Annotated in this window: 15 protein-coding genes; 9 read left to right on the top strand and 6 right to left on the bottom strand. The window is 63.7% G+C overall.

Translation table 11 applies throughout. From position 1 onward, the window contains the following. Positions 1–285: 285 nt before the first annotated feature. The 4 genes from BUQ73_RS10145 (at position 286) to BUQ73_RS10130 (ending at position 4971) form a co-directional block, all read left to right on the top strand. Positions 286–1629, top strand: coding sequence for a gluconate:H+ symporter (locus tag BUQ73_RS10145; protein ID WP_079227728.1), 1344 nt, complete (start codon positions 286–288; stop codon positions 1627–1629). Positions 1630–1663: 34 nt separating this feature from the next. Next, positions 1664–3013: a D-serine ammonia-lyase gene (locus BUQ73_RS10140; RefSeq protein ID WP_079227726.1), complete on the top strand. Its 1350-nt coding sequence runs from the start codon at positions 1664–1666 to the stop codon at positions 3011–3013. 34 nt (positions 3014–3047) lie between these two features. Continuing rightward, a complete protein-coding gene (gene dsdC, locus BUQ73_RS10135) occupies positions 3048–4007 on the top strand; it encodes a DNA-binding transcriptional regulator DsdC (RefSeq protein ID WP_079227725.1) in 960 nt (319 codons plus the stop codon). A 109-nt stretch (positions 4008–4116) separates the two neighbouring features. Further along, positions 4117–4971, top strand: a complete 855-nt coding sequence (locus BUQ73_RS10130; protein WP_027916920.1) for a LysR family transcriptional regulator — start codon at positions 4117–4119, stop codon at positions 4969–4971. Here BUQ73_RS10130 and BUQ73_RS10125 read toward each other — a convergent pair. From BUQ73_RS10125 to BUQ73_RS10110, 4 genes are all read right to left on the bottom strand, one after another. Next, the gene (locus BUQ73_RS10125) at positions 4968–8051 is read right to left on the bottom strand and encodes an efflux RND transporter permease subunit (protein ID WP_079227723.1); all 3084 of its coding nucleotides are present in this window, start codon (positions 8049–8051) and stop codon (positions 4968–4970) included. The two genes, BUQ73_RS10130 and BUQ73_RS10125, sit on opposite strands and share 4 nt — an antisense overlap. After that, a complete protein-coding gene (locus tag BUQ73_RS10120) occupies positions 8048–9199 on the bottom strand; it encodes an efflux RND transporter periplasmic adaptor subunit (RefSeq protein WP_079227721.1) in 1152 nt (383 codons plus the stop codon). The genes BUQ73_RS10125 and BUQ73_RS10120 overlap by 4 nt, the downstream gene beginning before the upstream one ends. Beyond that, positions 9196–10629 carry an efflux transporter outer membrane subunit gene (locus BUQ73_RS10115; RefSeq protein WP_237772764.1) on the bottom strand — a complete coding sequence of 478 codons (1434 nt, stop codon included), beginning with the start codon at positions 10627–10629 and terminating at the stop codon, positions 9196–9198. The genes BUQ73_RS10120 and BUQ73_RS10115 overlap by 4 nt, the downstream gene beginning before the upstream one ends. A 115-nt stretch (positions 10630–10744) precedes the next feature. Then, a complete protein-coding gene (locus tag BUQ73_RS10110) occupies positions 10745–11425 on the bottom strand; it encodes a response regulator transcription factor (protein WP_079227720.1) in 681 nt (226 codons plus the stop codon). 135 nt (positions 11426–11560) lie between these two features. On the opposite strand from BUQ73_RS10110, the gene BUQ73_RS10105 reads away from it, so the two are divergent. Continuing rightward, on the top strand, positions 11561–12247 hold the full coding sequence (locus BUQ73_RS10105; protein ID WP_079227718.1) for a response regulator transcription factor: 687 nt from the start codon (positions 11561–11563) through the stop codon (positions 12245–12247). Next, complete coding sequence (locus tag BUQ73_RS10100; protein ID WP_079227716.1) at positions 12228–13595, top strand: sensor histidine kinase; 1368 nt, start codon at positions 12228–12230, stop codon at positions 13593–13595. The genes BUQ73_RS10105 and BUQ73_RS10100 overlap by 20 nt, the downstream gene beginning before the upstream one ends. Positions 13596–13637: 42 nt before the next feature. Here BUQ73_RS10100 and BUQ73_RS10095 read toward each other — a convergent pair whose 3' ends face one another. Both BUQ73_RS10095 and BUQ73_RS10090 read right to left on the bottom strand, forming a co-directional pair. Continuing rightward, positions 13638–13859 (bottom strand): co-regulatory protein PtrA N-terminal domain-containing protein, encoded by a 222-nt coding sequence (locus tag BUQ73_RS10095; RefSeq protein ID WP_079227715.1) that lies wholly within the window; start codon positions 13857–13859, stop codon positions 13638–13640. Between the two features lie 105 nt (positions 13860–13964). Beyond that, positions 13965–16175, bottom strand: a complete 2211-nt coding sequence (locus tag BUQ73_RS10090; RefSeq protein ID WP_079227713.1) for a TonB-dependent receptor — start codon at positions 16173–16175, stop codon at positions 13965–13967. Positions 16176–16356: 181 nt separating this feature from the next. Between BUQ73_RS10090 and BUQ73_RS10085 the strand changes: the two genes are divergently transcribed. From BUQ73_RS10085 to BUQ73_RS10075, 3 genes are all read left to right on the top strand, one after another. Next, positions 16357–16872, top strand: a complete 516-nt coding sequence (locus BUQ73_RS10085) for a sigma-70 family RNA polymerase sigma factor (protein ID WP_079227712.1) — start codon at positions 16357–16359, stop codon at positions 16870–16872. Continuing rightward, positions 16873–17850: a FecR domain-containing protein gene (locus BUQ73_RS10080; RefSeq protein ID WP_079227711.1), complete on the top strand. Its 978-nt coding sequence runs from the start codon at positions 16873–16875 to the stop codon at positions 17848–17850. 95 nt (positions 17851–17945) lie between these two features. Beyond that, the gene (locus BUQ73_RS10075; RefSeq protein WP_079227710.1) at positions 17946–20357 is read left to right on the top strand and encodes a TonB-dependent receptor; all 2412 of its coding nucleotides are present in this window, start codon (positions 17946–17948) and stop codon (positions 20355–20357) included.

Genomic DNA, 20357 nt, shown 5'->3' with positions numbered 1-20357 from the left:
CAAGGGATGACTGGTTCGATACGGAACAGCAAGCGATGCTGCGAAACTCAGGTGGAGCAAGTGCTGTTCCACAATCCGGCGGACTTCTTCGCCAGAGTGACGATCTTCAGCATTCTCGTACTGAATCGCCCCCAACTCTGAATGCCAACCCAATGCCATGGGTGACATGAGTTCACCCATGCCTTGAAAAGTGATCGTTTGAGTCGATCAAATCGCTGAAATCTAATGGTTGGAAACCAACAAGAAGCTCGCACGGAAGCGATCAGCGACAGAGATAACTACAAGATGACTCCAACGTTCTCGTTAATCGTCCTGGGCACCGCGATACTCCTGATCGTGGTGATGATCAGCAAGCTCAAGGTCCACCCCTTCCTCGCCCTGCTGGCTGCAAGCCTGGTGGTAGGCATCGGCACCGGCATGCCGCCTACGGCCATGGTTGCTGCTTTCGAAAAGGGCATGGGCAGCACGCTCGGCTTTCTCGCCGGCATCATCGGCCTGGGCAGCATCCTGGGCAAACTGCTCGAAGAATCGGGCGGAGCAAAACGCATCGCCACCACGCTATTGAACCTGCTGGGCGAACGCAACGCGTCATGGGCAATGATGCTGGTGGGCTTCATTGCCGGCATCCCGGTGTTCTTCGAAGTCGGCTTCGTGTTGCTGATTCCGCTGATTTACGTGGTCGCCCGGCAAACCCGTATCAGCATGCTGTACCTCGGCGTGCCGCTGGCTACCTCGCTGATGGTGGTGCACTGCATCCTGCCACCGCACCCGGCTGCCACGGCAATTACCGGCATGCTCAATGCCGATATCGGCACTGTCATCCTCTACGGCCTGATCGTTGGTCTGCCCACTGCCATCATCGCCGGCCCGATCTGGGTACGCTTTGCCTGCAACCGCGACGCGACACCCGCGCAACAGGCTTTCCTTGCCGCACGCAGCGAGGCCCAGGCCGACGACCAACCGCTACCACCCTTCGGCATCACGCTCGCCACGGTGCTGCTGCCGCTGCTGCTCATGGTCGCGAAGACCTTGGCAGTCACCGTGCTGGCCAAAGGCACCCCGCTCTACGAATGGGTGGCCTTTATTGGCAACCCGCTGATCGCCCTGGCGCTGTCGGTCGTGTTCGCCTACTGGGCGCTGGGCCTGCGTCGCGGCCTGGACATGGCGCAATTGCTCAACCTGACCCAGCGCTGCTTCCCGCCCCTGGCCGGCATCTTGCTGATCATCGGTGCCGGTGGCGCCTTCAACGACATGCTGGTGGGTAGCGGCATCGGCAAGGCACTGGCTGACGTGCTCAACCAGACCCAGCTCAACCCGATCATCCTCGCTTGGCTGATCGCCGGGATCATGCACTTTGCGGTCGGTTCGGCCACGGTGGCCATGATCAGCGCAGCGGGCATGGTAATGCCGATGCTTGGCCAGCACCCCGAATACAACCGGGAAATCCTGGTGATCGCCATCGGTGCCGGGGCCATTGGCTGGACGCACATTACCGATTCGGCGTTCTGGGTTGTGAAGGAATACCTCGGCCTTTCGCTGAGCGATGCGCTGAAGAAATTTACCGCAGCTACCGTGCTGGCCTCGGTGATCGCCTTGTGCCTGACCCTGCTGCTTTCGAAAATTGTCTGATCTACTGTGCAAAGACTGCGCTACAGGTGAAATCATGATTCACGGAAAAACCTTGCAAGCCTGGCAACAAAGCCACCCAATCATTGCCGACCTGGTCGCCCTGAAGGAAACCAGCTGGTTCAACCCTGGTATCGCCAAGGCGTCAGCAGCACTGAGCGACGTGGGCCTGACCGCTGAAGATGTGCAGGCCACGAGCCAGCGGCTGCAGAGGTTCGCGCCCTACCTCGCCACCGTGTTCCCCGAAACGGCAGCCAGCGGCGGGGTTATCGAGTCCCATATCGCCCCACTGCCGCAGCTTCGCCAGCTGCTTGTCGAAGAAGGATCATTGCAGAACGCTGGTAGCCTGTGGCTCAAGGCAGACAGCGACCTGCCCATTTCAGGCTCCATCAAGGCCCGTGGCGGCATACATGAGGTGCTCAAGCACGCCGAGGATCTGGCGTTGGCAGCCGGCCTGATCACGCCCTGCGATGATTACGCCGTACTGGCCAGCGAGCAGGCGCGCGCGTTCTTCAGCCAGTACAAGATCGCCGTGGGTTCGACCGGTAACCTGGGCTTGTCGATCGGCATCATGAGCGCGAAGCTGGGCTTCCAGGTGAGCGTGCACATGTCATCCGACGCCAGGCAGTGGAAAAAGGACAAGCTGCGCGCCAACGGCGTAACGGTGGTTGAACACGCCTCGGACTACAGCGTTGCCGTCGAGCAGGGCCGCCAGCAGGCAGCGTCCGACCCCAGCTGCTATTTCGTTGACGACGAGAACTCCCCGCAACTCTTTCTGGGCTATGCCGTGGCCGCCGAGCGCCTGGCCCGGCAATTCGACCAGGCCGGCATCAAGGTGGACGCCGATCACCCACTGTTTGTCTACCTGCCCTGTGGTGTTGGCGGCGGCCCTGGCGGCGTCGCCTTCGGCTTGAAGCTGGTTTTCGGTGATGCAGTGCACTGCGTTTTCGCCGAGCCCACCCACTCGCCCTGCATGCTGCTGGGCGTGTACACCGGCCTGCACGACGAAACCAGCGTGCAAGACTTCGGTATCGACAACATCACCGCCGCCGACGGCCTGGCAGTCGGACGCCCGTCCGGGTTCGTCGGCAAAGCCATGCAGCGGCTGATTGACGGCTACTACACCGTGACCGACGAAGAGCTGTACCGCCTGATGGTGGTTGCCTTCGAACAGGACAAGGTCAAGCTGGAGCCCTCTGCGCTGGCCGGCGTACCCGGGATGGCTCGGGTGCTACAGGCAAGCGACTATCTGGCTCGCCTGGGCTACTCCGCGGCCCAACTGCAGCAGGCTACCCACCTCGTCTGGGGTACAGGTGGCAGCATGGTGCCGGACGATGAGTTCAACGCATACCTGGCGAAAGGGCGAAGCCTTCCAGCTACGGTGTAACAGCAGTAGATGAACTGCGCAGAAGGATGGGTCAATGAACAGCCAAGGCAGCGGTACCACGGTGAAACTCAACGGCTCGCACTTGGGCAGCCTGCATGTTTTCCTGGTGGCCGCACGACACCTGAGCTTCTCTCGCGCAGCAGATGAGCTGTGCCTGACGGCCAGTGCAGTGAGCCATCGCATCAACCGCCTGGAAGATGAGCTGGCATACAAGCTGTTTCACCGCATGCCGCGCAAGGTCCGCCTTACCGAAGACGGTGAGCGCTTGTTCACGGTCATGCAGCGGACCATGGATGAACTCAGCGAGGCCGTGCAGGAGCGCGCCCACGCTGAGATCGCTGGCCAGCTGACCTTGTATGTACGCCCGTCCGTAGCACAGTGCTGGCTGGTGCCGCGGCTGGCACAGTTCACCGCCCGCTACCCTGATATCCAGCTGGATATCAGGGTCGGTAACGAGAGCATCGATTACCGGACACGAAAGATCGACCTGGTCCTGTGTTACTCGGATGGGCATCATCCCGGGTTGCAGAGTATCCACTTGATGAACGAGCGGATCGCCCCAGTGTGCTCTCCCCGTTACGCAGAAACCCATGCATTGGCAGGTGACCTGCGACAGGTGGAGCAGTGCACCGCATTGCATGACGTTGCGGCCTGGGACAACGCCGCATTCGATGCAGAATGGCAGCTCTGGGCCAACAGCACAGGTGCCGGCCTCAAACTCCCGCGCCGGTTCCTCACATTTGACCGTTCAGACCTTTGCACGCTCGCGGCGCTGAGTCACGCCGGCATTGCTATCGGCCGGGAACAACTGGTCAGAGAGCGGATTGCGCAAGGTGAGCTGGTGCTGCCGTTCGGGGACTTTCTGGATGCCTCCAACTACGGTTACTTCCTGGTCTACCCCCATCACGACCCGATGCCCAAAAGGTTACAGGTTTTGATCGACTGGCTTATCGAGTGCGCCACCAGCCAAGCCTTCGCTACCAGCAACCCATAGAGCAGACTCTTGCGCCGTGCAGAAATCCGCCATCTACGATTCATGCTTGCTTGCCACTTTGACGGGATCGATACTCCTGGGACACCTTCCATGGTTTTAATCGATACCCATGCGCTACTCCCCCGAAGCTCTCGTCGCCTTCGTCGAAGCCGCCGCCCTCGGTTCGTTCTCCGCCGCCGCGCGCAAGCTGCGCAAGAGCCAGTCGACCATCAGCATCGCCATTGCCAACTTCGAGGCCGACATCGGCTGCCCGCTGTTCGACCGCGCCGGCCGTCACCCCACGCTCAATGCGGCCGGCCATCAGGTGCTGAACCACGTCGAGGCGATCCTCGATGCCAGCGCCAGGCTGGATGCATTGGCCGTGCGCCTGGCTGACCAGGTCGAACCGCTGGTGTCAGTGGTGATGTCCGACAGTTACAGCGTGACCTTCCAGGGCGCGGCGATGGGCCGTTTCGCCGAGCATTACCCGCACACCGAACTGCGCTGCGGCCCCTCCGAGGACGCCGACGTGATCGACCTGGTGCAGCAAGGCCTGGCGCATATCGGCATCCTCGCGGCGCAGGGCAGTTACCCGGCGGATGTCAGCGTGGCACGCCTGCCCGAGCAGGCAGAATTCTGCCTCTATGCCAGCCGCGAACACCCGTTGGCGAAGCTGCCGGCGTTGCAGCCGGAACACCTGGAACACGAACGCCAGCTGTACATCAAGACCTACGCCCCGAGCCTGCCCCATGGCCACGGCCAGGCCTGGTCGGCACCGGACTACCTGACCTTGCTCGAGTTCGCCGTGCGCGGCTTCGGCTGGGCCGAACTGCCCAAGGCGCTGGTGGCGCGCTTCGGCAGTGGCCTGGTGGAGTTGCCCATGGCCGGCTACCCACGGCGGGTGGCCATGGATGTGGCCTGGTCACGCCAGCGGGCGCTGGGGCCCGCCGGGCAATGGCTGGTGGGGCAGTTGCTGGAGCGTTAGGCGAGTTCGCCCTGCCCCGCCCGTGCTTCGCGCCGGGCCTGCCAGCGCTCGAACCACAGGTAGATGGTCGGCGTCGAGTACAGGGTCAGCACCAGCGACACCAGCAGCCCCCCCACAATGGCGATGCCCAGCGGCTGGCGCAGCTCCGCCCCGGCACCGTGGCCGAAGGCCAGGGGCACCGCACCCAGCAGCGCCGCCAGCGAGGTCATCAGGATCGGCCGCAGGCGCAGCAGGCACGCGGCCCGCACCGCCTCGGCCGGCGTCAGCCCGCGGCTGCGTGCATCGAGGGTGAAGTCGACGATCATGATCGCGTTCTTCTTGACGATACCGATCAGCAGGATGATGCCGATCATCGCCAGGATCGACAGGTCCAGCCCGCTGAGCCACAGCGCCACCAACGCGCCAAAGCCTGCCGACGGCAAGGTGGAGATGATGGTCAGCGGGTGAATGGCGTTCTCGTATAGCAGCGCCAGGATCACATACACCGTCAGGATCGCCGCCAGGATCAGCCAGGGCTGCGACTTCATCGCATCCTGGAAGACCTGTGCCGAACCCTGGAAGCTGCCCTGCACGGTATCGGGCATGCCGAGCCTGGCCGACACCTGCTCCACCGCCGCCACGGCATCGCTGAGCGCCATGCCGGGGGCCAGGTCGAACGACAGGGTAATGGACGGGAACACGCCCTGATGGTTGATCACCACCGGCACCAGCTCACGCTCGACCTTGGCCAGCATGTTCAGCGGTACCAGTTCACCGCTGGCAGCGCGCACGTACAGGTGTTCCAGGGTTGCCAGGGACTCTTGCCAACGCGGGTCGAGTTCGAGGATCACGTGGTTCTGGTCGAGCTGGGTGAACATCGTCGCCACCTGGCGCTGGCCAAAGGCGTCGTACAGCACATTGTCGATGGCCTGCACCTCGACGCCCAGGCGCGCCGCGGCGGAGCGGTCGATCACCAGGGTGGCCTGGGCGATGCCCTGCTGCTGGTCCGAGCTGACATGCTGCAATTGCGGCAGCTTCTGCAGCTCGCCCAGCAGCTTGCCGGCCCATTGGTCGAGCTCGTTCGAGTTGGCATCCTGCAGGGTGTACTGATACTGGGTCTTGCTGACCTTGCCGCCAAACTGGATGTCCTGGTTCGGCTGCATGAACAGGCGGATGCCCGGCACCTGCGCCAGCGGCGCCTGCAAGCGGTTGATGACCTGCCGGGCCGAAGCGCTGCGCGCCTCGAACGGTTTGAGGCCGATCACCATGCGTGCCTGGCTGATGGTCGGGTTGGGCCCGACCCAGTAATAGACCTTGTCCACCGCCGGGTCCTGGCCAACGATGGCCGCCAACTGGCCGACCTGCTCGCGCATGCTGGCTGGCGAGCTGTCCGGCGCCGCTTCGGCGATGGCGGTGATCAGGCCGGTGTCCTGCTCGGGGAAAAAGCCCTTGGGGATGCTGGTGAACAGCAAGCCGGTGGCCAGCACCGTGGCCAGCATCGCTGCCAATGCAAGCCGCTGATGGCCCAGCACCCAGTCGAGGGAAACCTCATAGCCACGCTGGATCGCCTCGAAGCAGGCCTCGCTGCCCCGGGCGAAACGCCCCTGGGGGGCATGCCCGGCATGCGGCTTGAGCAGCCAGGCACAAAGCATCGGCGTCACGGCCAGCGAAATCACGCAGGACACCGCCACGGCCACGCTCACGGTGACCGCAAACTCACGCATCAACCGGCCGACCATGCCGCTCATGAGCAGCACCGGCAGGAACACCGCAATCAATGACACGGTCATCGAAACGATGGTCATCGCCACTTCCGCCAGGCCGTCCAGGGCCGCCTGCAGGCGCGACTTGCCCATTTCCAGGTGGCGAACGATGTTTTCCATCATCACGATCGCATCATCGACCACGAAGCCCACCGCAATGGCCAGGCCCATGATCGACAGGTTGTCCAGGCTGTAGCCGAGCAGGTACATCACCGCGAAGGTCGCGGCCAGCGACAGCGGGATGGTCATGGCCGGTATCAGCGTGGCGACGGCGCTGCGCAGGAACAGGAAGATCACCAGCACCACCAGGGCAATGGTCAGCAGCAACGTGAATTGCACGTCTGCCACCGAGGCCTGGATGGTCTGGGTGCGGTCGCCGGCGATGTGCACCTGGACGTCGGCGGGCAGCTGGGCCATCAGGCCTGGCAGGCGCGCCTGGATCTGCTCGATGGTGCTGATCACGTTATAGCCGGGTTGCTTGTGAATGTCGGCGATGACCGTGGGCTGGCCATCGAGCACCGCAGATTGCTGGGTATCTTCGGCTGCCAGCACCACCTCGCCCAGGTCGCCAAGGCGAATGGGCATGCCGCTGCGGTAGGCAACCACCTGGTCGCGGTACTGCTGCACGTCCAGCATCTGGTCAGTGGCGCCCAGGCTGATCGAGTGCAATGGGCCGTCGAGGCTGCCCTTGGGCTGGTCGATGGTGCTGACGCCGATGATCGAGCGCACGTCCTCCAGGGTCAGGCCCCGCGCGGCAAGCCGGTCGGGGTCGATGCGCACGCGCACGGCAGGCTTCTGCTCGCCATGGAAGTCGATCATCCCGACCCCGGGCACCTGCGACAGCTGCTGGGCGATGTAGTTGTCCACGTAGCGGTCGAGCTCAGGCAGCGTGCGCACTGGCGAAGTTACGGCAATCGACAGCACGGTGGCTTCGGACGGGTTGACCTTGTTCAGCCGCGGTGGCGTGGTCATGGTCGTCGGCAGGCTGGCCGACGCTGTGTTGATGGCCGCCTGCACATCCTGGGCGGCACCGTCGATGTCGCGGTCCAGGTCGAATTGCAGGACGATCTGGGTCTTGCCGGCGGCATTGCTCGACGACATGGACGTCACCTGTGGCACCGTCGCAAACGCCCGCTCCAGCGGCGTCGCGACCGAGCTGGCCATGGTTTCGGCGTTGGCCCCCGAAAGCACGGCAGTGACCTGGATGGTGGGGAAATCGACCGTCGGCAAGGCCGCCACCGGCAGGCGGAAGTAAGCGGCGGTACCCAGCAGCAACACGGCCAACGCCAGCACGCTCAAGCCCACGCGGCGGCTGACCAGCCCAAGCAGGAACTTCATCGTTGCGCCTCCGTGGCAGCCACATCCTGCCGGGCATCCATCACCTTCACCCCAGGGGCCACGCGGGACTGGCCGTTGGCGATAACCTTCTCGCCAACTTTCAAGCCCTCACGAATCCACTGCTCGCCGGCCACCACCAGCGGCGCGGCATCGACCTTGCGTACTTGCACTTGCTGCTGGTCGTCGACCACGTACACGTAGTTGCCTTCACGGCCCATCTGCACGGCACTGGCCGGCACCGCGGTGACATTCTGCCGGGTATCGACCAGCACCCGTGCACTCACCAGCTGGCCGGGCCAGAGCTGTTGGCTGGCGTTGTCGAACTGCGCCTTGAGCTGCACCTGGCCGCTGGCCGCCGCCACCTGGCTGTCGATGAAGGTGAGCTTGCCGCGGGCAATTTCGCGCTGGCCATCGGCACTCATCGCCACCACCTGCAGCGGTGCCTGCGCCTGCTGCTGGAGGATGCCGGGCAGCTCATCCTGGGAAACCGCAAACGACACTGAAATCGGGTTCATCTGCGTCAGGGTAACCAGGCCGGTGGCCTCGCTGCCATGGATGATCGAGCCGACATCGAGCTGGCGCTGGCCGGTGCGCCCGGCGAACGGCGCGCGCACCTCGGTGAACGACAGCTGTAGCTGCGCACTGTCGAGGGCGGCCTGGTCGGCTTGCAGGCTGGCCTGCTGCGCGGCCAGTTGCGCCTTGTAGGTGTCGACATCCTGGGTCGGGCCGGCCTTGGCCTGGGCCAGCTTGCTGGCGCGGTCGAGGCTGACCTTGAGGTTGCCGATCTGTGCCTGGTCACGGGCAACCACCGCCTGGGCCTGGGCGAGCTGCGCCTTGTAGGCGCGAGTATCGATGGTCGCCAGCACGGCATTGGCCTCGACCATCTGGCCTTCCTCGAAGCGCACAGCGGTCAGCTCGCCGTCGGCGCGCACGCGCACATTCACCCGGTTGAGCGGTTGCACATTGCCGATGGACGCCAACCACACCGGCATGTCCTGCCCGGTTACCTGGGCGATCTGCACCGGCACGGGCGGCGCCTGTACAGCCTTGACCGGCGCTGCGCCGTCGTAGCGCAGGTAACCGATGGCCAGCAGGCCGATGCCGGCGACGGCCAGGCCCAGGCGGCGCGGTTGGGTGGTGAACATCATCGTGTTGTCTCCGTGTGCAGCGGCGCCGCTGGGGCGTGGCTGGCCATCTGTTTCGTCACTGAAGGGTCGAAGTCGCCACCGAGCGCCCGGAACAGGCCAACGGCGGCCTGGACGTGCTGCAGGTCGATCTGCAGCAAGGCGTCCTCGGCCTGGTACTGGGTGCGCTCGGCGATCAGCAGGGTCTGGAAGTCGGTGGCGCCCAGGCGATAGCGCACCTGCGCCAGGCGCGACGCCTCACGGGCCGACGCCAGGGCCCCGGCATTGAGCGAATAGCTCTTGGCCGACTGCTGGGATGCGCTGATCTGGGTCTGCACGTCCTGCAAGGCTTCGATCCACAGCTCGCGGTAACTGGCCAGCAGCTCCTGCGCGTGGGCCTTGGTCACGTTCAACTGGCCGGTGAGCAGGCCGCCGCTGAACAGCGGCTGGCTGATAGCACCTACGGCACTCCAGATGCTGCCGCCGCCGAGGGTGTCGAAACCGCCCAGCAAATTCAGCGAGACATTGGGCAAAAACGCTGCCCGGGCCGCGCCGATATCGAAGTTGGCGGATTTCAGGCGCGCTTCGGCCGCCTGGATATCCGGCCGCTGGCCAAGCAGGTCGAGCGGCAGGCCAAGGGCCGGGGCCGGTACTTCGCCAGCCGCCTCGTGGGCCGGCGCCAGGGCGAACCCTTGCGGGGTCGTGCCCACCAGCACGGCAAGCTGATAGAGGGCCTGGTCACGTTGTTGCTGCAACGCCGGCACGCTGCCCTGGTAGGTCTGCAACACATTGCGTTGCTGAGCGACTTCAAGGTCCGAGGCGGAACCCAGGTTGGCCTGTACCTGCACCAGCTCCAGCAACTGCTGGGCATCGCTGACGATGCGCTGGGCCAGCGCGATCCGCCGGTCCAGCGAGCGCACCTGGAAATAGCTGTCGGCGATGCTCGCAGCCAGGGTCATGTGCACCGTCTGGGCATCGAAGGCGCTGGCAGTGGCCAGTTCATCCGCCGAATCCGCCGTCGCCTTGTGCTGGCCCCAGAAGTCGATCTCGTAGGTCGCACCCAGCGACAGGCTGCGCTTGGCGGTGGTCGAGTAGTTGTTCTGCCGCTGGTAGTTGCCATCCAGCGTCACCTGCGGGTACTGCCCTGCCCCCGCGACGGCGGCATTGCCACGCGCCTGATCGACCCTTGCGATGGCGGCAGCCAAGGTGTAGTTGCCGCGCAGGCCACGCTCGACCAGCGCGTTCAGCGCTTCATCATGAAACTCGCGCCACCACGCGCCGCCTCGCACGGCGGCGGCGGGTGCGTCAGCGGCCTGCCAGGCCGAGGCGTTCGGCACCTCGGGCGTGTGGTAGGCGGGCACGAACGAGCAGCCCGCCAGTGACAGCACGGCACAACAGCAAAGGCCACGCATGCATGCGAAAAACGGGCGGTTGGCCCGCAACGGGAAAGCCATGGCAAAGCGTCTCCATCAAACCCTCGAATGGACAGGCGTCCAGAATTGGGGTCGACGATACGCAGGCTTCCCTGGCAGCCCATTCGCCGGAAAATAAACTAAATGTTAGGTAGCGCTAGCCTTGCGGTTCGAGCAGATATCCCGACCCGGGAATGGTGGTGATCAGGGACTGCTCGAAGCCCTCGTCGAGTTTGCGCCGCAGCCGGTAGATGTGTTTGTCGATGACGTTGTCTTTAGGGTCGAAGTGGTAGTCCCAGGCGCTTTCAAGGAGCATGTCGCGGGTCACCACTTCGCCGCTGTGGCGCATCAGCTTGGCCAGCAGCAGGGTCTCGCGGTACTGCAGCTGGATCACCCGGCCGCCCCGGCTGGCCTGGCGGGTCCGGCAGTCCAGCTGCAGGCCGGGTACGTTCAGCAGCTCGCCGGTGGCACTGGCAAGGCCGGCACTGCGTAGCAGCGCGTTCAGGCGCGCCAGCACCTCGACAAAGGCATAGGGCTTCACCAGGTAGTCGTCGCAACCGGCGCGCAGGCCTTCGACGCGGTGTTCGGTGCTGGCCAGGGCACTGCACATCAGCAGCGGAATGGTGATGCCTTCGCTACGCAGGCTGCGCACCAGCGCCAGGCCGTCCAGCAGGGGCAACTTGCGGTCGATGATGGCCGCGTCGTAGATCCCCTCCAGGGCCATGTCCAGCCCCAGCGCCCCGTCTTCGGCGATGTCCGCGACATGCCCGGCCTCGGCCAGCCCGCGTTGCAGGTAGGCGGCAGCCACCGCATCATCCTCCACCAGCAGTATTCGCATATGGCGCGCTCCCTGAACCCGATAAACTTTAGTTTAACTAGCGGCGACCTGGCTGTTCACCGCAAAGCGCCACACTATGCCCGCGAGGTTGTGAAACCTCCGTGATACAGCGCAACCGCCCACAGCGAGGCACTCATGACGCACGTACTGGTCGTCGAAGACGACATGGCAACTGCCCGGGAAATCGAGGCAGCCCTGCAAGACCACGGTTTCGAGGTGACCCTGGCCCACGATGGCCGCGAGGGCATCCTCAAGGCCATCAGCAGCCCGTTCGACCTCATCGTCCTCGACCGCATGCTGCCGCAGGTCGATGGCCTGGGCGTGCTGACCTCCATCCGCGCGGCCGGCAACACCACGCCGGTGCTGGTGCTCAGCGCCCTCGGCACCCTCGACGAACGCGTGCGGGGCTTGCAGGCTGGTGGCGACGACTACCTGACCAAGCCGTTCGAGTTCATCGAACTGACCGCCCGGCTCGACGCCCTGATCCGCCGCGGGCAGGCGCCGCGGCCGGTACAGCAGAGCCATGAGCTGAAAGTGGGCGACCTGGTCATCGACCAGGTGCGGCGCACGGTGCAGCGGGGCGAGCGCAAGATCAACCTGTTGCCCAGGGAGTATGCGCTTCTGCATTACCTGGCCGAGCATGCCGACCAGGTGGTGACCCGCACCATGCTGTTCGAGGCGGTCTGGGACTACGCCTACGATGAGCGTACCAACGTCATCGAAGTGCACATCGGCCGCCTGCGCAAAAAACTCGAAAGTGAGGGCGAATCGGCCCTGCTGCACACCATCCGGGGGGCGGGCTATGTCCTCCGTGCGTCTTAGCGAAATCCCGCGTACCAGTGGTTTTCGCACTGGCCTACTGTTTCTGCTGCTGTTCGGCGCCTCGTTTCTCGGGCTGTTCGGCTACACCTACTGGAAGACCGCGATCTACCTCAAGCAGGAAGTCGACGCCAACCTGCATCGGCAAATCGAAAGCCGCAGCGCTCAGTCGCCAGAAGTGCGCCTGCAGGAGATGACCCGGCATGCCGAACAGGACCGTGAGGGCCGCGTGCCACACACGCTGTTCAGCGCCGACGGCAAGGTGCTTGCTGGTGCGCTGCAAGCCATGCCGGCAGCGCCGGCCTTCGACAAGCCCGACGAGTTTCGCTGGGACAAGCCCACCGGTGGCCATCGCCCCATCCGCTTCATCAAGCATGCGCTGAGCGACGGCAACGTCCTGGTAGTCGCCCAGGACGTCTACGACATCCACGAATTCGACGAGCTGCTGGTGCAGGCGCTGGCATCTGGCGGGGCCCTGCTGTTGCTGGTCGGGCTGTTCGGCGCGGTGTGGCTGGGCAACGCCACGCGCCTGCGCCTGAACTCGCTCAGCGCGGCCATCAAACGCATCGTCGAAGGCGACCTGAGCCGGCGCCTGCCGATCAAGGGCAGCCTGGACGACATCGACCGGATCGCCACCGTGGTCAATGGCATGCTCGATGAACTCGAGCGCCTGATGAGCGAGGTCAAGGGCGTGTGCGACGACATTGCCCACGACCTGCGCACCCCGCTGACGCGCCTGATCGCCGGCCTGGAGCGGGCCCAGCGGCGCGGGCTGGATGAACGGGAACATGCGCAGGTGATCGATTCGGCCCTGGCCGACGCCAAAGGCTTGTTGTCAACGTTCCGCGCACTGTTGCGCATTTCGGAAATCGAAGACAGCGTGCGCCGCAGCCACTTCGCACCGGTGGATCTCAACCGCATCGGCGAAGACGCCGTGGAGTTCTTCGAGCCGCTGGCGGAGGAGCGCGGCATCAGCGTGCGCCTGGTCGCCGGCAAGGGCCCGGCGATGATTTCAGGCGACCCACAGTTGTTGTTCGATGCCACCTGCAACCTGCTGGACAACGCCATCAAGTTCTCGCCGGATCACTCTGTCATTACGGTCGAGGTCAGCAATGCCAACCGAACCGTGGCACTGACCGTGGCCGACCAGGGGCCGGGCATTCCGGAAGCAGAGCGTGAGGCAGTGTTCCGCCGGCTTTACCGCTCCGAGAGCAGTCGCCACACGGTCGGCAACGGGCTGGGACTGAGCATGGTCGCCGCAGTGGCGCGGCTGCATGAACTGGCACTGGAGGTCAGCGATGCCAACCCCGGTTGCATCATTACCATCAAAGGGCATGAACTGGGCCACTGAAACTGCCAGGGGCTGTGCGCCCCTGGCGACTCCCGGCAAGCATCAGCCCCGCGCCTGGGCAGGGTCTGCCTTGAGCTGAGGCTGCTGCTCGACCTGCATGGGGTCAGCGGCGCGCGCCTTGACCACCTGGCGCAGGTGCTCCATCGAACGCTGGCGCGCCGCATCCATGTGCGCCGCTACCGTGTCGCCACCGCCTTCGGCCAAAGCCGTCAGCGAAGCGGTCAACAGCGTGGCCAATACCATGCCTTCAATTACTTTTTTCACGTGCAGTACCTTCGGTTGAGTCCAGAGACGTTTTTGTCCAGCCCGGCCAGACTACGGCCTCGTACCTCACTGCCTCTTCGCCTCAACCTGAACTTCCTGACAGGTTCAAAAATCGACAGTTGCCGACAACTGCAAGGTACGTGGGTACCCCGGTGAGAAGGCGCCGTACGAAGCCACGCCAGACCAGTACTCGCGATCAAACACGTTCTGCACGGTGGCGCGGAATGTGGTGGGTCGGCCATCGATTTTCGTCGCATAGCGTGCGCCGGCATCGACACGCGTCCAGGAACTCAATTCCTGCGTGTTGGCCTGGTTGACGTACTGGCTGTCGGTATAGATGGCTCCGCCGGTCAGGGTGAAGCCTTCGAGCCATGGGGTATCCCACTCGGCCCACAGGTTCGCCTGCACATCCGGCACGCCGACAGGCTTGTTGCCACGGTTGGCCGCAGTAGCAGAGTCGGTCAGTTCACCATCAAGCAGCGTCACACCACCCATCAATCGGGTGCCTGGCGCGACCTCACCGAACATGCTCAGCTCAACGCCGCGGTTACGCTGCTCTGCCTGTACGGAGAACACGTTGTCCGCACCGACTTCCCCGCTCGGTTTTTCAATCTGGAACAGTGCCAGGGTGGTCATGAAGGTACCCAGCTCGTATTTGACACCGACCTCGTGCTGCTTGGACTTGTACGGCGCAAAGGCCTGGCCCGCGTTGGCTGCGGTGCCGGGCGCGATGTCGCCTTTGCTCAGGCCTTCGACGTAGTTGTAGTAGAGCGATACGTTGTCCCAAGGCTTGACCACCACCCCGACCAGAGGGGTGGTCGCGCTGTCGTCATACTTGGAGCTGACCGCGCCTGTGGAGCTGTAGTTTCGCGATTCGATGTTCTGCCGGCGCACGCCCAGGGTGAGCTGGAAGCGGTCATCGAGCATGGACAAGGTGTCGCTCAGCGCCACACCGGACAGGTCCGACTCGGAGATACGCAGCACCTTCGGCGCATTGATGTACTGCTTGGGCACATCCACCGGGTGATAAATGTTGGAGCGAATCTCGCTACCGTTGTTGATCCCGCGGGACAGCTCGTCCTTGTACTGGGTCGCCATCACCGTCGTGGTGTGGTTGACCGGCCCGGTGGCGAACACACCACGGATGCCCACATCCGCCGTGGAACGATCCACGTTGAACTTGTAGTAACCGGGAATGTTGCTGGTATCACCTGCATCATTGAGGATTCGCGGTACCTGGTCGGACATCCGCTTGACGTCTGCCTTGCCGCCACCTGCGTGAGCAAACACCGTGAGCGCATCACTGAGGTCATATTCACCACCGAGCAACGCCGACTGCTCCTTGGTGTCAGACCAGCCCCAGTCCTGCGGCAGGTTGGTTCGCCCGTTAGGGGCAGACGGAACCTCGACACCCGGTGCGATCGTGAATGGCCGCGACGCCGCTTCATAGCTTTCTTTCTGGCTGATGAAATCCAGGTTCAGGCGCAGGCGCTCGCCGCGGTAATCCAGGGCAATGGCGGCAATCCCCAGGTCGCGACGCTGGTTGTCGACGGCGGTATCGCCGCCTTGCAGGTTGCCATTGAAGCGCACGCCAAACTGTTTCTCGTCACCAAAGCGCCGGCTTACATCGAGGTGGCCGCCTACCTGTGTGTCCATCGCATAACTGGCGGTGAAGCGGGTCAGGTCTTCTTCCAGCGGGCGCTTCGGCACGATGTTGATCACGCCCCCTACACCACTGTTCGGTGAGATCCCATAGGCCAGAGCACCGGGGCCCTTGAGTACTTCGACGCGCTCGGCGTACTCGGTGAACACCCGGTAGTTGGGCGCCACACCGTAAACGCCATCGAAGGCCAGCTCACCCAGGTTACCCTCGCCGACCGGGAAGCCACGGATGAAGAACGAATCGACGATGCCCCCTGTCTGCCCGGTAGAGCGCACCGACGGGTCACGCTCCAGGGCATCGGCAACGGTGACCGTCTGCAGGTCAGCGAGGGTCTTGGCGGTGTAGCTGGTCACACTGAAGGGGGTATCCATGATGTCTTTGTTGCCCATCATCCCCAGGCGTGCCCCCCGCGCTACTTGCTCACCGGCAAAAGCGTCCGGTAGCGCCGGGCCGTGATAGCTGGCGTCGACATTGGTGTTGTCGAGGACCAGCGCATCGGGGCTGCTGCCGGCGCTCTGCGCTGCAGCTTCTGGCTGCTCAGGGCTCGCAGCCCAGGCAGTGGCGCTGCCTGCGACCAGGGCAAAGTTCAGCAGGGTGCTGTGCAGGGCAAGCGTAAGAGCGCTGCGACCGCAGGGACGACTGACAACGGGCATGGCGTGAGGATCCTTTTCGAGAGAGGAAAATGCTAATCACTCCTATTGCCAGCCGAACCTCGAAAAAGTATCACCCCCCTCGCCATTTTTCTTTGCCGGGCTGCTGGTGCGTCGCTCTTGCCTGGCAAGCACGATCACACTACCATTGTTAATACTTCTCAATTACAACAAAGCTGCAGCCATGAGCGAAACCCTGCCCGCCGATAGCCACACTCACCTGCGCGTGATCGAAGCGTTATACAGCGGCCACCATGGCTGGCTGTACGAAACGCTCAAGAAGAAACTCGGCAATGCCATGGATGCAGCGGACCTTGCCCAGGACACCTTCACCCGTGTGCTTGCCTCGAAAGTGACCCAGATCGAGCAGCCTCGTGCCTACCTCAGTTGCGTGGCGAAGGGCATTCTCATCAACTGGTATCAGCGCAAGGCACTTGAACGCGCCTATCTCGATGCCTTGGCGCGCTTGCCTGTGCAGGAAGTGCCCTCCCCTGAGTTACGTTTCGTGGTACTGGAAACCCTGCACCAGATCGACGCGATGCTCGACTCGCTTGCGCCATTGGTCAGGCGCGCCTTCCTCCTGTCGCAGATCAGCGGCCTCAAGTACGAGGATATCGCCGAACAACTGGGTGTATCGTTGATCACTGTGAAGCGCTACATGAAGCAAGCCTTCATGCAGTGCCTGCTGCTGGTGGAGTAAGTGTCCGTATTGGACAAAGGCGCCGCACCTGCCCCGCAAGCGCTCGAGGAAGCCGCTGAATGGCTGGTGCGCTGGAGCGAGCGCGAGCTTGACGACAACGAACGGGCCGAATGGGAACAGTGGAAGACCAGCAGCCCCGAACGGCAGCAAGCCTGGGCGCGTGCGCAGATGCTGCAGAGCCGCATGGGTGGCTTGCCTCAGGCGCTGGCGATGTCCGTGCTGGATCGCCCGCACAGCCCTGAACGCCGCGCCGCCATGATCAAATTGGCCTTGTTGCTGGCGGTTGTTCCAGCCGGCTGGAGCGGGTGGCAACTGAGTCGAAGGCAGCAATGGACCGCCGACTACCGCAGCTTGGTTGGCGAACGGCGTGAGCTGACGCTGGCCGATGGCTCCAGGGTCACCCTAAACACCGATACAGCCATCGACGTGCTGTTCGATGGCGGGCAGCGTCTCATACGCTTGCGCACAGGCGAGATCATGGTGCAAACAGCCGTCGACCCGTCCTCGCAGCCCCGCCCGTTTCTGGTCGCCACAGCCCAAGGCAGCATGCAGGCACTGGGGACGAAATTCGCTGTTCGTGAGCATGAATCGCGCACTCACCTCGCCGTACTGGAAGGTGCGGTCAAAGTCGTGCTTGCCGACAACCACCAGACGCCGCCGCTGGTAATCAATGCAGGCCAGCGCACGGACTTCTCGGCGCATACCTTTGCCAAGGTGTCGCTCATCGACCGAAATGTCGGCGCCTGGACCCAGGGCATGCTGATGGCAGACAAGATGCGCCTGGCAGACTTCGCCGCCGAACTGGCGCGTTACCGCAGGGGCTTTGTCCGCTGCGACCCGGCCATCGCCGAGCTGCGCGTATCCGGCGCCTACCCCATAAGCGAAACCTCGCGCACCCTGAACATGCTCACGCAGACGTACGGGATCAAGGTTTCCGGCCATCTGGGCGGCTACTGGATCACGCTTTCTCCAGGCTGATGAAAATAAAGCTGCCCGCCGGTGATACTTTTTTCGCGCTCGGCTGGCTATCAGGCAAGCCCCCCTTGCATCGTCGTCAACGAGGCCCGTCATACATGCTTGTCGCGCGTATCCTGCGTCCGGCTCGTCCACTCCAGCCGGTAGCTCGCAGCGCGCTGCTGAGCCTGGTACTGCTGGCGTCCTGCTGCCCGCCCGCTAGTGCCGAAGTGCCTGCGCTGCTCGACAATGGGGTGGTTCGCGCCTACGACATTCCACCAGGCCCGATGGGCGCCACGCTGTCGCGTTTCGCCATGGATAGCGGCATTGCCTTGTCGTTCCAGCCGGCAATTACCGAAGGCCTTTTCAGCCCTGGCCTGGTCGCGTCGTGCACCTCGCAGGAAGCCGCGAAACGCCTGTTGGGCGACAGTAACCTGGTCATGCTGCGGCGGGACGACGGCAGCTACACCCTGGCCTTGCGCCAGGTAACCCTGGAGGACACCGACATCAAAGGCCTGGCCCCGCTCGCAAGCACTGAAACCTTGCCGCCCCTCTACTCCGGCGGCCAGACAGCGGTGGGCGGGCGGCTCGGACTGCTGGGCAACCGGGATGTCATGGACACCCCGTTGAGCATCAGCAGCTACACGTCATCCATGATCCGGGATCAGCAAGCCACCACCGTGGGCGACCTGCTTGAACGGGATTCGTCCGTGCGCTCCACGGGGCAGGCGGGCGGCATTGTCGACTCGTTTTTCATCCGCGGCTTTCCGCTTGGCGAGGGCAACCTGGGCGAGCTCGCCTTCGATGGCGTTTACGGGGTGGCATCGAATTACCGGGTCTTTACCGACTACGCAGAACGCATCGAAGTCGTCAAAGGCCCTGCCACCCTGCTCTACGGCATGTCGCCCAATAGCACCGTGGGCGGCGTGATCAACGTCGTGCCCAAACGCTCCCTCGATGACGACCTGACCCGCCTTACCACAAGCTATGCGCTCGATTCGCAGTTCGGCAGCCACGTCGACATCAGCCGCCGCGCTGGAGAGGAACGACGCTTCGGAGTGCGCTTTAACGGCACCCTTCAGCAGGGCGACACGGCGATCGATGAGCAAAATCGTGAATTCGGCATCGGCGCACTTTCATTCGATTACCAAGGCGACCGCTTGCGTGCCAGCCTCGACCTGATTGATCAGCAGGAAACCTTCATCGCGGCTTCGCGGCCTTTTCTGATAGCCGAGGGTGTGCCGATACCCTCGGCTGCAAATGGCCGCACCAACGTGAGCCAGGACTGGGGGCAGTCGAAAACCCATGACCGCTCCGCGCTGCTCAGTGGTGACTACGCAATCAACGACCAGCTCACGCTGTTTGCCCATGCTGGCGGCGGCAAGTCCCGGGTAACCCGCTTGTCCGACCAGACCCCGACCATCATCGACAGCGCTGGCAATACGTCGTCGCTCCCTGGCTACTACAAATTCGAAGTGCAGCGCTACACGGTAGATACCGGTGCCCGTTTACGCTTCGATACCGGGCCGGTCGCACACAGCGCCGCGCTCCAGGTCAGCCGGTACCGTGACGAGCTGGGCCGCGGGATAAACTCTGGAACGCCCGTGCTCTCGAACATCTATCACCCGGTCGATCGCCCCCAACCCGCCATTGCCCAACCAGACACCCCCAAGGTTTCCGCAAGCGAACTCTCTGGCGCAGCGCTTGCCGATACCGTCTCCTTGTTCGCAGAGCGCCTGCAGATCACCCTGGGGCTGCGCCAACAGCGCATCGAATCGAGCAACTACAACGGCGTCACCAGCCACTACGATCAGAGCATGACCACACCGCTGTTCGGCGTGCTGTTCAAGCCCCTGGAAAACCTGTCGGTCTACTACAGCTACCTCGAAGGGTTGAGCAAAGGCGATGTTGCCCCCGCTGCCGCCAGTAATGCCGGTGAGGTCTTCGCGCCCTACGTGTCGCGCCAGCACGAAGTGGGGCTGAAAGTGGACTACGGCACCTTCATGTCGACGCTCGCGCTGTTCCAGATCACCAAGCCTTCCGGCGAGCTGGCGGGCGGGTCCTTTGCCGTGCAGGGTGAACAACGCAACCGTGGCGTCGAGCTCAGCCTGCTGGGTGAAGTCTCCCGGGAATTTCGCCTGCTGGCGGGCGTGACCCTGCTCGATGCGCGGCTGACCCGCACCCGTGTGGCCGCAAACAAAGGCAACACCGCCGTGGGTGTACCAAAGGTTCAAGCCAACCTTTGGGGCGAATGGGACACGCCGTGGATCGAGGGCCTGACACTGACCAGTGGGCTGATCTACACCGGCGAGCAATACGTCAACCAGAGCAACGCGCAAAAGCTCGACAGCTGGGTAAGAGTTGACGCCGGGGCGCGCTATAGCACCCGTATTGGCGACCATCCCACCACATTCCGCGCCACCGTGCAGAACCTTTTCGACACAGCTTACTGGTCAGGCGTGGCATCTTACGGGGCGTTCTCGCAAGGGGCGCCACGCTCGCTGCTGTTCTCTGCAACCGTGGATTTCTGA

The sequence above is a fragment of the Pseudomonas putida genome (assembly GCF_002025705.1).
Classification (GTDB): domain Bacteria; phylum Pseudomonadota; class Gammaproteobacteria; order Pseudomonadales; family Pseudomonadaceae; genus Aquipseudomonas; species Aquipseudomonas putida_J.
This window is presented reverse-complemented; position numbering and strand designations above follow the sequence as displayed.

Bases quoted from the DNA above. Each gene is read 5' to 3' on its own strand.
- BUQ73_RS10145 (WP_079227728.1), top strand. From the start codon at position 286: ATGACTCCAACGTTCTCGTTAATCGTCCTGGGCACCGCGATACTCCTG.
- BUQ73_RS10115 (WP_237772764.1), bottom strand. From the start codon at position 10,629: ATGGCTTTCCCGTTGCGGGCCAACCGCCCGTTTTTCGCATGCATGCGT.
- BUQ73_RS10090 (WP_079227713.1), bottom strand. From the start codon at position 16,175: ATGCCCGTTGTCAGTCGTCCCTGCGGTCGCAGCGCTCTTACGCTTGCC.
- BUQ73_RS10140 (WP_079227726.1), top strand. From the start codon at position 1,664: ATGATTCACGGAAAAACCTTGCAAGCCTGGCAACAAAGCCACCCAATC.
- BUQ73_RS10075 (WP_079227710.1), top strand. From the start codon at position 17,946: ATGCTTGTCGCGCGTATCCTGCGTCCGGCTCGTCCACTCCAGCCGGTA.
- BUQ73_RS10125 (WP_079227723.1), bottom strand. From the start codon at position 8,051: ATGAAGTTCCTGCTTGGGCTGGTCAGCCGCCGCGTGGGCTTGAGCGTG.
- BUQ73_RS10110 (WP_079227720.1), bottom strand. From the start codon at position 11,425: ATGCGAATACTGCTGGTGGAGGATGATGCGGTGGCTGCCGCCTACCTG.
- dsdC (WP_079227725.1), top strand. From the start codon at position 3,048: ATGAACAGCCAAGGCAGCGGTACCACGGTGAAACTCAACGGCTCGCAC.
- BUQ73_RS10100 (WP_079227716.1), top strand. From the start codon at position 12,228: ATGTCCTCCGTGCGTCTTAGCGAAATCCCGCGTACCAGTGGTTTTCGC.
- BUQ73_RS10105 (WP_079227718.1), top strand. From the start codon at position 11,561: ATGACGCACGTACTGGTCGTCGAAGACGACATGGCAACTGCCCGGGAA.
- BUQ73_RS10120 (WP_079227721.1), bottom strand. From the start codon at position 9,199: ATGATGTTCACCACCCAACCGCGCCGCCTGGGCCTGGCCGTCGCCGGC.
- BUQ73_RS10130 (WP_027916920.1), top strand. From the start codon at position 4,117: ATGCGCTACTCCCCCGAAGCTCTCGTCGCCTTCGTCGAAGCCGCCGCC.
- BUQ73_RS10085 (WP_079227712.1), top strand. From the start codon at position 16,357: ATGAGCGAAACCCTGCCCGCCGATAGCCACACTCACCTGCGCGTGATC.